The organism is Acinetobacter sp. Marseille-Q1623, from assembly GCF_902809895.1.
GTDB classification, from domain to species: domain Bacteria; phylum Pseudomonadota; class Gammaproteobacteria; order Pseudomonadales; family Moraxellaceae; genus Acinetobacter; species Acinetobacter piscicola_A.
Window position 1 is genome coordinate 537312 of sequence record NZ_CADDWG010000002.1, and the last position, 12347, is coordinate 549658.

11 protein-coding genes and 1 riboswitch are annotated in these 12347 nt (G+C 40.8%); of the genes, 2 read left to right on the forward strand and 9 right to left on the reverse strand.

Translation table 11 applies throughout. The features are described from left to right. Positions 1-5: 5 nt before the first annotated feature. From guaB to HUV91_RS15225, 5 genes are all read right to left on the reverse strand, one after another. Entirely contained in the window at positions 6-1472 is a 1467-nt protein-coding gene (gene guaB, locus HUV91_RS15205; RefSeq protein WP_130072374.1) for an IMP dehydrogenase, read from the reverse strand. A 277-nt stretch (positions 1473-1749) separates the two neighbouring features. Beyond that, positions 1750-1920, reverse strand: coding sequence for a hypothetical protein (locus HUV91_RS15210; protein WP_174493950.1), 171 nt, complete (start codon positions 1918-1920; stop codon positions 1750-1752). Beyond that, positions 1898-2263 carry a YkgJ family cysteine cluster protein gene (locus HUV91_RS15215; RefSeq protein WP_174493951.1) on the reverse strand — a complete coding sequence of 122 codons (366 nt, stop codon included), beginning with the start codon at positions 2261-2263 and terminating at the stop codon, positions 1898-1900. The genes HUV91_RS15210 and HUV91_RS15215 overlap by 23 nt, the downstream gene beginning before the upstream one ends. A gap of 136 nt (positions 2264-2399) precedes the next feature. Beyond that, a complete protein-coding gene (locus HUV91_RS15220; RefSeq protein WP_130072376.1) occupies positions 2400-3197 on the reverse strand; it encodes an MBL fold metallo-hydrolase in 798 nt (265 codons plus the stop codon). 293 nt (positions 3198-3490) lie between these two features. After that, positions 3491-4069, reverse strand: coding sequence for a TMEM165/GDT1 family protein (locus HUV91_RS15225; RefSeq protein WP_130072377.1), 579 nt, complete (start codon positions 4067-4069; stop codon positions 3491-3493). Between the two features lie 91 nt (positions 4070-4160). Then, a riboswitch (yybP-ykoY riboswitch) is annotated at positions 4161-4308 on the reverse strand. A 74-nt stretch (positions 4309-4382) separates the two neighbouring features. On the opposite strand from HUV91_RS15225, the gene HUV91_RS15230 reads away from it, so the two are divergent. Continuing rightward, complete coding sequence (locus HUV91_RS15230; RefSeq protein WP_174493952.1) at positions 4383-5057, forward strand: methyltransferase type 11; 675 nt, start codon at positions 4383-4385, stop codon at positions 5055-5057. 65 nt (positions 5058-5122) lie between these two features. Here the strand turns inward: HUV91_RS15230 and HUV91_RS15235 are convergent, their stop codons facing one another. From HUV91_RS15235 to HUV91_RS15245, 3 genes are all read right to left on the reverse strand, one after another. Beyond that, on the reverse strand, positions 5123-7096 hold the full coding sequence (locus HUV91_RS15235) for a 2-oxo acid dehydrogenase subunit E2 (protein ID WP_174493953.1): 1974 nt from the start codon (positions 7094-7096) through the stop codon (positions 5123-5125). Next, positions 7096-9807 (reverse strand): pyruvate dehydrogenase (acetyl-transferring), homodimeric type, encoded by a 2712-nt coding sequence (gene aceE / locus HUV91_RS15240; RefSeq protein ID WP_174493954.1) that lies wholly within the window; start codon positions 9805-9807, stop codon positions 7096-7098. The genes HUV91_RS15235 and aceE overlap by 1 nt, the downstream gene beginning before the upstream one ends. A gap of 267 nt (positions 9808-10074) precedes the next feature. After that, the gene (locus HUV91_RS15245) at positions 10075-10800 is read right to left on the reverse strand and encodes a M23 family metallopeptidase (protein WP_174493955.1); all 726 of its coding nucleotides are present in this window, start codon (positions 10798-10800) and stop codon (positions 10075-10077) included. Between the two features lie 106 nt (positions 10801-10906). Between HUV91_RS15245 and HUV91_RS15250 the strand changes: the two genes are divergently transcribed. Beyond that, positions 10907-11347 carry a DUF721 domain-containing protein gene (locus HUV91_RS15250; protein ID WP_130072382.1) on the forward strand — a complete coding sequence of 147 codons (441 nt, stop codon included), beginning with the start codon at positions 10907-10909 and terminating at the stop codon, positions 11345-11347. Between the two features lie 97 nt (positions 11348-11444). On the opposite strand, the gene lpxC is transcribed toward HUV91_RS15250, so the two are convergent. Beyond that, positions 11445-12347 carry a UDP-3-O-acyl-N-acetylglucosamine deacetylase gene (gene lpxC, locus HUV91_RS15255; protein ID WP_130072383.1) on the reverse strand — a complete coding sequence of 301 codons (903 nt, stop codon included), beginning with the start codon at positions 12345-12347 and terminating at the stop codon, positions 11445-11447.

The following is a 12347-nucleotide window of genomic DNA, read 5'->3' on the forward strand; positions in this document are numbered from 1 at the left end:
ATGTATTAGCCTACACGGTAGTTCGGCGCTTCTTTGGTGATCGTTACATCATGTACGTGTGATTCAGACATACCTGCTGAGGTAATTTTCACAAATTTCGCGTTTTGACGTAGATCTTCAACTGTTGCAGAACCTGTATACCCCATAGATGAACGTAAACCACCCATCATTTGATGCACGATATTGCCCATTGGACCTTTGTACGGTACACGACCTTCGATCCCTTCTGGTACTAATTTTTCAGCGCCCGCTTTTGAGTCTTGGAAATAACGGTCAGCAGAACCTGTTGCACCCGCCATCGCACCCAATGAACCCATACCACGGTATGCCTTATAGTAACGACCTTGGAAGAATTCAACTTCACCTGGTGCTTCTTCAGTACCCGCCATGAGTGAACCCACCATGATGGTACTTGCACCTGCACCAATCGCTTTTGCCATATCGCCTGAGAAGCGAATACCACCATCTGCGATCAATGGAATTTGATCTTTCAATGCATTTGCAACAGAATCAATCGCAGAGATTTGTGGCATACCAATGCCCGCCACAATACGTGTGGTACAAATTGAACCAGGACCGATACCGACTTTAACCGCATCTGCACCTGCATCTAACAATGCCAATGCAGCATCACCTGTTGCAATGTTTCCGCCAATGACTTGCACTTGTGGATAGTTCGCTTTTACCCAACGTACACGCTCGATTACACCTGCAGAATGACCATGTGCAGTATCAACCACAATCGCATCGACACCCGCTTCTACTAATGCTTCAACACGGCTTGGCGTTTCTACACCTGTACCCACCGCAGCACCTACACGTAGACGACCCAAGTCATCTTTACAACTGTTTGGATACAATTCAGCTTTACGGAAGTCAGTCACCGTAATTAAGCCTTTTAGTTCATTATTTTCACCAACCACAATCACTTTTTCGATGCGATTTTTTTGTAAAAGTGCTTGGATATGTTCTTTAGATTCATTTTCACGAACTGTCACAAGACGGTCTTGACCTGTCATGATATTGCTAACAGGTTGTTCAAGATTGGTTTCGAAACGTGTATCACGACCTGTTACGATACCTACCACTTTACCGTCTTTTACAACAGGTACACCACTGATGTTATTTGCTTCTGTAATCGCAATCAACTCACGCACTGTCGTTTCTGGTGTCACAGTAATTGGATCTTTCACCATACCCGCTTCAAATTTTTTCACACGGCGTACTTCTGCAGCCTGAGCAGAAATGTCCATGTTTTTATGCAGGATACCGATACCGCCATTTTGCGCCATTGCAATCGCCATACGTGACTCAGTCACAGTATCCATTGCTGCTGAAACCATAGGAATATTCAGTTGAATGCCGCGGGTAAGGCGTGTCTTTAAAGAGACATCTTTTGGGAGGACAGTAGAATAGGCAGGGAGTAATAAGACATCATCAAAAGTAAGGGCTTCTTGAACGATGGTCAACATAACAGTCTCGCTGGTAATTTCCGTGAGCTATTATATACAAATTTCCGTTTAAATTTCATTTTTTATTGTCTTTTTTAAACTTGCATGGGACTTCCATATATACAAAATTTATCAAACTCTAGAAACTTGAATTGTTATTTTATGTTGAATGAAAAAATAAGACTTACTTTGCAGCATAGGCACATGCCATTTCATACGTCTTGGGATCATACAAAATGAGTCTTAAATCCACAAAACGATATTGCACCTCCCATGTTTTGCCACGCAGTGGGAAGTCTTATTTACTCAAACCATAAGTGTCTGTGCACTCTGCATTGCCTATTCCCATTTCACTCATGAGCCAATGGGTTCGCGCCAAAGTAAAAGTACTGGTCGAATAGGCATAATCCGCAAGCAAAGTTAAAGCAATAAAAATACCCAGTCCTTTAACACACTTGGTCGTAGCCATCGTCATTAATTGGCAATACAGGTTCAATTTCAACCAATGGAATCAAGCCATGTGCAAAGCGTGCTTTATTACACTGTGCATCGCCTGCTTGAACTTCCTTACAGCTTGAACTGCGTTGTTCATACATCGTACAGCTCACCTGCTGCCCAATCTCACCTGACAACATGACACAACGTGGATTTTTTTGATTGGTGCCTTTCATACATGAATAGACAGGGGTTAATTCTTCTACCACATCATCAGGCATGATCTCTCCTTCTGCCCAATAAAATGACACTCTAAAAAAGGCGCAACACGCCCCACAGCTTAAGCACGCATCCTGTGCTGGGATTTGAGACAACATATTTTTAAAATTCTCGTGGTCAAAAAAACCTCTTCCATTAAGTTACAATGAAAGAGGTTTAAAAAAGATTTTGGCACTGCAAATCTTAAAAATATTTTTTCTTCAACTCAATATTTTTTTCTAATTTTTTGTTCGCTTATTGTGGGCAGGTAAAAACCGTTTCATCCATCAAGTCGATGCCGCACTGTAAATTTTCGATCCAATCCAAAAATTCATTAATCATCGCTTTACCAACAAAAGGCGTTCCGTGTTGCGGTACAATCATTTCTATATCCATTTGTCGTACCATTTTCACCCATAAACGGATAATACGATTTGAACACATATAACGCTGATGAAAACCTTTCATCGTGGGAATATGTGCTGCAAAATTATCAATGGGTTTCGAAGCATCTTTGACCATAGATGCGCCCATATCACCTGAAAATAAAATTTTCGCAATCGGATCATAAAATTGGAAATTACCCACTGAATGTAAAAAGTGTGCAGGCACAACAATAATTTGACTTTGTCCTAGTGTAATTGAGCCCCCTTGGTCAGGTAATTCGATCAGACGCTCTAACCATCCACCTTTCATGCGATCACTCATAAATGCTGAGTTTAAATGCGGTAGGAAACGTGCCCATAATTTTGAAGCCACCACTTTGGCATCTGTATAAACGAGCCAACGTGGCATAGAGGTAATAATGTCAGGGTCTTGATGCGATGCCATAACATAATCAAGATTTTGCAAACGCGTATATTTATTGAGTTCCATCGTGAGGGGCACATAGGTCAAATCACCACCAGGATCTAACACTGCTGCTCTTTCATGATCTAAAATTAAAAACTGATTGGCTTGTACACCTTCACCTTTAACTAAACTCGTAAAACTAATGCATTTATGTGTACCATTATCAAACAGTACTTGCGATGTGGTGCGATCTAAAGCCATACCCCAACCTCTAAAAATTATTTATATATTTCACTTCTTTCATTTTCTTTTTTCTACAAGCAATCAGACATTTATAGTACAATATGTCATTCAAACGATTTATAGATGAGAACCCCGATGAAAGAATACGAAAGCGTATTTTAAATTCCTTATAATTTATAAGTATTATGATCAAATTACAATTAAAACCCAATGTCAGATATCGAAATTTTGCAGTCATATTTAATAAATAGCATTGAGCTGATGAACAACTCAATGCAGCTGCAAAACCAAAATGATTTAATGATGAACTTTTAGAAAAAATAATGCTGTACTAAAGCGGCAACACCGATCACCAAGAAAATCAATGCACCAATTTTATGAATCAAAGAAATTGGTAATTTTTCTGCGAGTTTATTGCCAATAAATACCGCAGGTGCATTCACCAACATAATCCCTAATGTTGTCCCTAAAGTTACCCAACCGATACTGTCAAAACGAGCAGCTAAAGCAACGGTTGCGATTTGCGTTTTATCACCAATTTCTGCCAGAAAGAACAACACAAAAGTTGCCCCAAACACACCGTATTTTTGCCATTTGTTAATACTTTCAGACTCATCATCCAACTCATCTGGAATCAACATCCAACCTGCCATCGCAATAAAGCCAAGTGATACAATCCAAAGCAGTACTGTTGGACTCAACACAGTGGTAATCCATTGTCCCAGCAGTGCAGAAACCCCATGGTTAACTACAGTGGCCAAGAAAATAGCGATCAGAATCGGTATAGGTTTGCGAAATTTTGCCGCAAGAAGTAACGCAAGTAATTGTGTTTTATCACCCATTTCAGATAGGGCAACGACAACAAGCGAGATGAGGAAGGCATGTAACATGTCATATTCTCAGGCTAGCAATATTTACCAATGACTTATCCCTCCTGCTAGCCTTGTATCATGATATTTACCATGACATGCGGAGTGATAAATCAAAGGTCTTGCCAACAAAAGATATGCTTAAAAAGCAGATTGGTTCTTTGCTATGATGACCATGTTCTGTTGAACAATTATGTTGACCATCACCTATTCACAACTAAAATGCATGTGAATAGCGGCTACTCCCCAATGAAGTGTAGAACTAGTTTACAATGTCTATAAAAATTTTACAGCTATTTTTCCAATAATTTACTTGAAAGACCTATCTTCACTCATGACGACAACCCATTTTTCCGAATATGTTGAGCAACATTCATCTCCTCAAACGATTTTTGTCCTTGGTGGTGGTCCTTCATTAAAAAAACATGATTTGACACCACTGAATACACCCGAACATTTCGTCATCTGCTGCAATCAAGCATTTCAACTGATTCCATCAGCAAAAATCACTCATCACAGTGACTATGCGTGGTGGGAGCAATATCAGTCTCGGTTAGCAAGCGAATTCCGAGGTGATTTCATCACAGGCTGTGGTCTAGGTAATAGCAAAACTTATCCTAAAGCGGTGACCGAACTCAAAATTACGCCACCGACACAGTGGGAACAGCTCTTTAGCTCAACGATGCAGGTCTACGGCAATAACTGCGGCTTGCAGGCAATGTGTATTGCCCATTTATTTCAACCACAAAATATTGTGCTCATTGGCTTTGATTTCAAAACTGAAAATGGACAAAGTCATGGCTATGCAACAGAAAATTCTGCCTCAATAAAACGTTATGAATCTTTTTGGCGTATGTTTTTGAGGGATTTTACTGATTTTGAAAAAATTAAAGCCAAACAATGGAAAAAAGTATTTACTGACCGCCCTTTACCTAGCATTTGGAATATCAATCCTGATTCAGCCTTGTCAATTTATGATCGAAGCAAAAATTTGAGCGATTTTCTATAAATTTTAAACTTAGTCAAAATAAAACCCCGCCGTAGCGAGGTTCTCATTCAGATTAAAAATTTAATTTATAGCAAAATATTACGGATATCTGCCAATAATTTAGTCAGCTTATTGGTGAAACGTGCTGCATCTGCACCATTAATCACACGGTGATCATAAGACAATGAAAGCGGCAACATCAGTTTTGGATCAAAAGCTTCACCATTCCATACAGGTTGCATGGTCGCAGGTGAAATCCCCAAAATCGCCACTTGAGGCCAGTTCACTAATGGTGTGAATGCTGTGCCACCAATGGAGCCTAAGCTGGTAATGGTAAAGTTAGCCCCTTGTAAATCTTTCGGTGAAAGTTTTTTATCACGGGCTTTTTTACTGAGCTCACCCAATTCAATCGCAATTTGCTTAATTGATTTTTGGTCAGGATTACGCAGTACAGGAACAGTCAAGCCATCTGGTGTTGCAACCGCAATACCCATATGAATTTCATGACGTAGCACAACTGACTTTTGATCATCAGCCAAGTGCCCTGCAAAATAAGGTTCTTCTTTCAACAAGAATGCCACCGCTTTAGCAATGAATGCCAAAATCGTCAGGCTAATACCATCTTGCTTGAATTTACCTTTCAGTTCGCCACGCCAAGCTTCAAGTTCAGTAATGTCTGCCAAATCAAACTGCGTCACTTGTGGAATAAAGTTATTCAATGACAATTGTGGTACTGACACTTGCTGTAAACGCGTCATTGGTGCAATTTCACTGCCACCAAATGCACTAAAGTCAGGCAATGCAGGCAAGCCTGAAGCAACCTGAGTCACTGCTGCTTGTGGTGCAGATGGTGGTGCAGTTAAGCGTTGTTTAACATAAGCAAAAACATCTTCTTTGACGACACGATCATGCGGACCTGAAGACTCAACTTGCGCTAACAATACACCAAGTTCACGAGCCAGTTTACGTACAGCAGGACCCGCATAGACTTTGGCATTTTCAGCCTGTTGTTCTTTGCTCAGTTTATCCGAGGTATGGGCAAGATGTGCTTGCGGCTCTACTACTTTTTCTGCTTTTGGTGCAGCTTTTGTTTCAGTCTGTGCTGCAGCTGCTTTTTCTTTAGCAACTTCAGAAGGTTTGACATCAGCAACCCCATCAATGGTCACTAAAGGCATGCCTTGTTTGACGTCTTGGTTTTCACTTACATGAATTGCTTTGATCGTGCCCGCAACGGTACTTGGTACTTCAACTGAAGCTTTATCGGACTCAACAACAACCAAACTCTGATCTTTTTCAACACGATCACCGACGCTGACCAAAATCTCAGACACAGATGCTTTATCTACACCCAAATCAGGTACAGCAATCTCTACAGGGCTGGCTTGTACAGTTGTTGCCTCAGCTTTCGGCGCTTCAGCAGGCATAGATGCTACAGGGCTCGCTTTGGTTTCAGCAACTGCCACAGTCTCTTGGGCAACTGATACTGTTTTCACAGTAATTAAAACCACACCCTCTTTGACACTGTCGCCTTCTTTGACGATCACGCTTTCTACAGTACCTGCAACCGTGCTTGGGACTTCTACAGTGGCTTTGTCCGATTCAACCACCACGATGCTGTCATCAACCGCGATTTCATCGCCTGCTTTCACCAAAATCTCACCGACCAGTGCTTTTTCCACACCAATGTCAGGGACTTTGACTTCAACAGTTTGCGATGTTGTTACAGGAGATGCTGTTTCAGCTTTGGGCTGTTCAGCAACCGTTTCTGCTTGTGTAGGTTCTACTTCTACTTTTTCTTCGACTTGCGTAGATTCTGATTGCGTTGCTTCCGCTTCAGCAGATTCAACTTCAATCAGCACTGCACCTTCAGAAACTTCATCCCCTTCAGTAACTGCAATGTTTTTAACCACGCCTGCCGAAGTGCTTGGCACTTCAACAGAGGCTTTATCCGATTCGAGTAATACAATACTGTCATCTACAGCAATCGTATCACCCACTTTTACCAAAATCTCAGCGACAGTGGCTTTATCTACACCAATATCAGGAGTTTTAACTTGCATTATTTATTCTCCTCAGTTGGTTCTGCATATGCTGCAACATCTTGTACTGAAGGATGCGCCTGTGGTAACCAAGCCACTGGACGATCAACATCAAGTTCAAATGAAGAAATCGCATCTTTCACTAAACGTGGATCTACTTCGCCTTCATCTGCGAGTTTTTTCAGCGTTGCAACCACAATGTGTGCAGCATCAACACCAAAATAACTACGCAAATTGCCACGAGTATCTGAACGACCATAACCATCTGTACCCAAAGTCACATATGGACGGCTGTCTGGCAAATAAGCACGGATCTGTTCACTGTATGCGCGCATATGATCGGTTGCTGCAACCACAATACCATCTGTGCCACGCAGTTGCTGCGATACCCAAGACTCTTGACCATCTTCAAGTGGATGTAAACGGTTGTATTCTTCAACTGCCATACCATCACGTGCTAACTCGTTAAAGCTTGTCGCACTCCAAATATTGGCATGAATTTGATATTCATCTTTTAAGATTTGTGCAGCTTTAATCACTTCACGCAGAATCACGCCTGAACCAATCAACTGAACTGTCGCTTTTTCATCTTTTTCGAATAAATACAGGCCTTTTTTAATACCTTCAATTGCTTCTTGTGGCAATGCTGGCTGATCGTAGTTTTCATTCATTAGTGTCAAGTAATAGAAGACACGCTCTTGATTGACATACATGCGTTGTAAACCATCATGCACAATCACTGCCAACTCATAACCAAAGCAAGGATCATAAGCCACACAGTTTGGAATCGTTGCAGCCAAAATATGTGAATGACCGTCTTGGTGCTGTAAGCCTTCGCCATTCAATGTGGTACGACCTGCTGTTGCACCACACAAGAAACCTTGTGCTTGAGAGTCACCCGCCGCCCATGCAATATCACCAATACGTTGGAAACCGAACATGGAGTAATACATATACATCGGGATCATGGGTAAGTTATTGGTTGAATAACTTGTACCTAATGCCGACCAAGCACTCATCGCACCTGCTTCGTTGATCCCTTCTTGTAACATGTGACCATCTTTTGCTTCACGATAGTTCATGAGCTGTTCTTGGTCTTCAGGAGTATAGTTCTGACCATGTGCAGCATAGATACCCAGCTGACGAAACATACCTTCCAAACCAAAGGTACGTGCTTCGTCAGGAACAATTGGCACAACACGATCTTTAATCGCTTTTTCTTTCAATAATGCAGCAATCAAACGCACCATCACCATGGTGGTTGATTGTTCTTTACCGCCACTACCTTTGAGTACACCATCAAAAACTGAAAGTTCAGGAATCGCCAACGCTTCACTTTCTTTACGACGTGCAGGCAGATAACCGCCTAATGCTTCACGGCGTGCTTTCATGTATTTTAATTCAGGAGAGTTTTCACCTGGACGATAGAAAGGTAGCTCTTCCAAGTCTTCATCTTTAAACGGCAGATTGAAACGGTTACGGAAATACTTCAATGATTCCAAATGCATTTTCTTGATTTGGTGCGTTTTGTTGACCGCTTCAATTTCTTCAGACAGACCATAACCTTTTACGGTTTTTGCCAAAATCACTGTAGGTTGACCATTACTCGTCATCGCTGCGGCATAAGCTGCATACACTTTGTATGGGTCATGACCACCACGATTGAGATTTTCAATATCTTCATCGCTCAAAGCTTTAACAAGCGCTTCCGCTTCAGGATATTTACCAAAGAAATGCTCACGCGTATATCCACCACCTTTCACTTGGTAACGCTGATAATCACCATCTAATGCTTCCTCCATACGCGCTTTCAAAGCACCTGAAGCATCTTTATCTAATAAAGGATCCCAATGACGACCCCAGACGACTTTAATCACACGCCAGCCTGCACCACGGAATAATGATTCAAGTTCTTGAATAATCTTACCGTTACCACGTACAGGGCCATCAAGGCGCTGTAAGTTACAGTTCACCACCCAAATGAGATTGTCTAATTTTTCACGACCTGCGAGTGAAATGGCACCTAAACTTTCTGGTTCATCCATCTCACCATCACCGAGGTAAGCCCAAACTTTGCGATCTTCTTCTTTGATTAAACCACGATTCATCAAATATTTTTGAATATGTGCTTGATAAATTGACATGATTGGCCCCAAACCCATCGATACGGTTGGGAACTGCCAATAATCAGGCATCAAATAAGGATGTGGGTAACTTGAAAGACCTTGACCACCGACTTCACGACGGAAATTATTGAGCTGATCTTCAGTCAAACGCCCTTCTAAATAAGAACGTGCATAAATCCCTGGTGCACAGTGACCTTGATAGTAAATCATGTCACCACCAAAGTGATCACTATTGGCGCGGAAGAAGTAGTTAAAGCCAACATCATACAACGTCGCAGAAGATGCAAAACTTGCCAAGTGACCACCTAGATCATCACCTGTTTTGTTAGCACGTAAAACCATTGCCAATGCATTCCAACGGATGAGCGCACGGATACGACGCTCCATATCTGGATCACCTGGCATAGCAGGTTGTTCTTCTACTGGGATCGTATTTAAGTAAGGAGTATTTAGTCGCTGAATAGGGACATGCTTCGAAATTGCTTGTTGGTATAATTTTTCGAGCAAAAAAGCAGCACGTTCACTGCCCATATGTTGCAACACAGAATCAAAGGCATCTTGCCATTCTTGTGTTTCCTGTGCGTCAGTATCACCATAATACGCCATGTTTCACCTACTCCTTAGACTAATTTTCTATATCTTATATGTATCATGTTTTAGAGGTGTTAAGTTATCGTTACAGATGAATGTAGAGCTGTTGTATTATTTAGTAGCTAAATACATACTGACCAAAGCTCACACAAAGCAACAAAAAACCGCCAATAAAGGCGGTTTTATATACACTTAAGATTTTATTTGATGATAGTCTATTGAAATATAGAATTCACTATGCATCCAAAATCAAACGATATACATCAATCGAATGGTGCGTGATTATGGCAACATTGCTAAATAGGTAGATGGATTTTTACGTTGACCATCTTTCACTACTTCATAATGTAAATGTGGGCCTGTACAACGCCCCGTACAACCAACATTAGCAATATGTTCACCTGCTTTCACCTGATCACCCACACGAGCAATTAAGCGTGAAGCGTGTGCGTAACGTGTTAAATAACCATTACCATGGTTAATTTCGACATATTGACCATAGCCTGTACCCCAACCTGACTTGGTCACAATACCTGGACCTGTTGCATAGATTGGCGTACCACTTGGTGCTGACATGTCTAAACCAGAGTGATTTTCTGCACGACCACCCATGGTACGACCACCATAATTTGAACTTACACGTTTTAAATCAGGTAATGGATGCGTCACTAACCATGAATATGGAGAGCCTGCTGAATAGCGAGACGCTGTAGATGCAACATGTGAAGAAGAAAGTGCTGCTGAACCGTATTTCTGAGCAATTGTTGCATTGTTCAATTCAATTGATTTTTCATTTGATGTACGTAAATGCGGTTGAAATGTTACACTGCCTGGAATATCCATATCATCAGGATGTGTATAAGAGCCTTGAGACAATGTTTTCGAAAGCTGCTCTAAACGATCTGGAGCAGAAGGATTAGAAACATCTAATTGAACTAAATCTGCGAATGCAACCGATGCAGCAGAAGCTGCTAAAGAAAATGCCAATAAAATACGTCGCGAATGCATAAAAACCTCTTTTAACTGTTCTTAGTCAAGTTCCTTGAGTGATCTCGTCCTTGATATCTACTGAAACGAGGGCTTAAGATAAGACATAACTATGTAGGAATAATGTATGTCTGAACCTAAAAATCTCTTCCATCAAACAAGACAACACGTAAAAACAGGAAACTTATCGTTTCTAAAAAAGCAAGTTGCCGAATGGCAAAGACTTACTAAATTAATTCAACCCTTATTACCTCAACCAGAAGTATGGCAGGTCGTATGTTATCAATACGGTATTTTGACGATTACCGGTGAAAATCAAGCTATGATCAGTCAGCTCGGTTATCTTCAAAAACAATATATTTCTCAATTATCACAATTAGAAGAGTTGAAAGATTTACAAAAAATTCAAATTCGCCTTCGCACAAGAAAAGTAGAACCTATACTTTCAAATAAACCCGTTCAAACCCTTACTCCCGCAACGCAAGAAATGTTACAACACGCTGCAAGCTTTGTGAACGATGCTAAGCTTAGCCAAGCTTTGTTACGTTTGGCAAGCAATAAAAAGTAAACAAGAAAATAAAAATTAGTATATTGTATTTACAAAAAGCCAAATAAGTCACATTTTTAAATGTTACTTTATAACATACCTACTCAAAAGCAAGGACTTATAAGACCTGTACATATTGAATAGGACAAGAAGATATGTCATTAAATGTTACAATTTCATAGCTGCTTGGATCACTTTTAACATTGCGTAAAAGCTGATTATTCAGGGCATGACCCGATTTATAACCGTCAAACTTGGCAATAATTTGATGACCAAGCAAATATAAATCCCCTACTGCATCTAAAATTTTATGTCGTACAAACTCATCTGCAAAGCGTAAACCTTCTTCATTCACTACCCCAGTATCATCTAGCCCCACAGCATTATCTAGGCTTGCACCCAGCGCTAAATTATGCGCTTTGAGATAATCTAAATCCTTCATAAAACCAAAAGTACGTGCACCACTCACTTCATACACAAAAGTTTCAGTCGAGAAGTCAATAGTTGCAGACTGGTATTCTTTAGCAAAGGCTGGATGATCAAAATCAATTTCAAAATTAATTTGAAAACCATTATGAGGGGTAAAAACAGCTTTTTTATCCTCAATTAATGCTTCTACAGGCTTGAGCATACGAATAAATTTTTTGGGTGCATCCTGCTCAACCAAACCGCCTTGCATTAATAAGTAGATAAATGGTCCTGCACTGCCATCCATGATCGGAATTTCAGAGGCAGAAACTTCAATAATTAAATTGTCGATGCCTAAACCTGCAATGGCACTCGTCACATGCTCAATCGTTCCCACTTTGGCGTCATGTTCAACCAAATTGGAGCACATAAAGGCTTCTTGCACCAGCATAGCATCAGCACGAATTTCTACAGGCGGATTTAGGTCAATACGGCGAAATACAATACCCCCATCAGCAACATGTGGCAAAAAGTTAATCATCACTTTTTGTCCACTATGCAGTCCGATGCCACTCGCTTTCACGACACGTTTCAGGGTACGCTGTTTCAACAT

Coding starts and splice junctions, on each gene's coding strand:
- guaB (WP_130072374.1), bottom strand. CDS start 1,472: ATGTTGACCATCGTTCAAGAAGCCCTTACTTTTGATGATGTCTTATTA.
- HUV91_RS15210 (WP_174493950.1), bottom strand. CDS start 1,920: ATGGCTACGACCAAGTGTGTTAAAGGACTGGGTATTTTTATTGCTTTA.
- HUV91_RS15215 (WP_174493951.1), bottom strand. CDS start 2,263: ATGTTGTCTCAAATCCCAGCACAGGATGCGTGCTTAAGCTGTGGGGCG.
- HUV91_RS15220 (WP_130072376.1), bottom strand. CDS start 3,197: ATGGCTTTAGATCGCACCACATCGCAAGTACTGTTTGATAATGGTACA.
- HUV91_RS15225 (WP_130072377.1), bottom strand. CDS start 4,069: ATGTTACATGCCTTCCTCATCTCGCTTGTTGTCGTTGCCCTATCTGAA.
- HUV91_RS15230 (WP_174493952.1), top strand. CDS start 4,383: ATGACGACAACCCATTTTTCCGAATATGTTGAGCAACATTCATCTCCT.
- HUV91_RS15235 (WP_174493953.1), bottom strand. CDS start 7,096: ATGCAAGTTAAAACTCCTGATATTGGTGTAGATAAAGCCACTGTCGCT.
- aceE (WP_174493954.1), bottom strand. CDS start 9,807: ATGGCGTATTATGGTGATACTGACGCACAGGAAACACAAGAATGGCAA.
- HUV91_RS15245 (WP_174493955.1), bottom strand. CDS start 10,800: ATGCATTCGCGACGTATTTTATTGGCATTTTCTTTAGCAGCTTCTGCT.
- HUV91_RS15250 (WP_130072382.1), top strand. CDS start 10,907: ATGTCTGAACCTAAAAATCTCTTCCATCAAACAAGACAACACGTAAAA.
- lpxC (WP_130072383.1), bottom strand. CDS start 12,347: ATGTTGAAACAGCGTACCCTGAAACGTGTCGTGAAAGCGAGTGGCATC.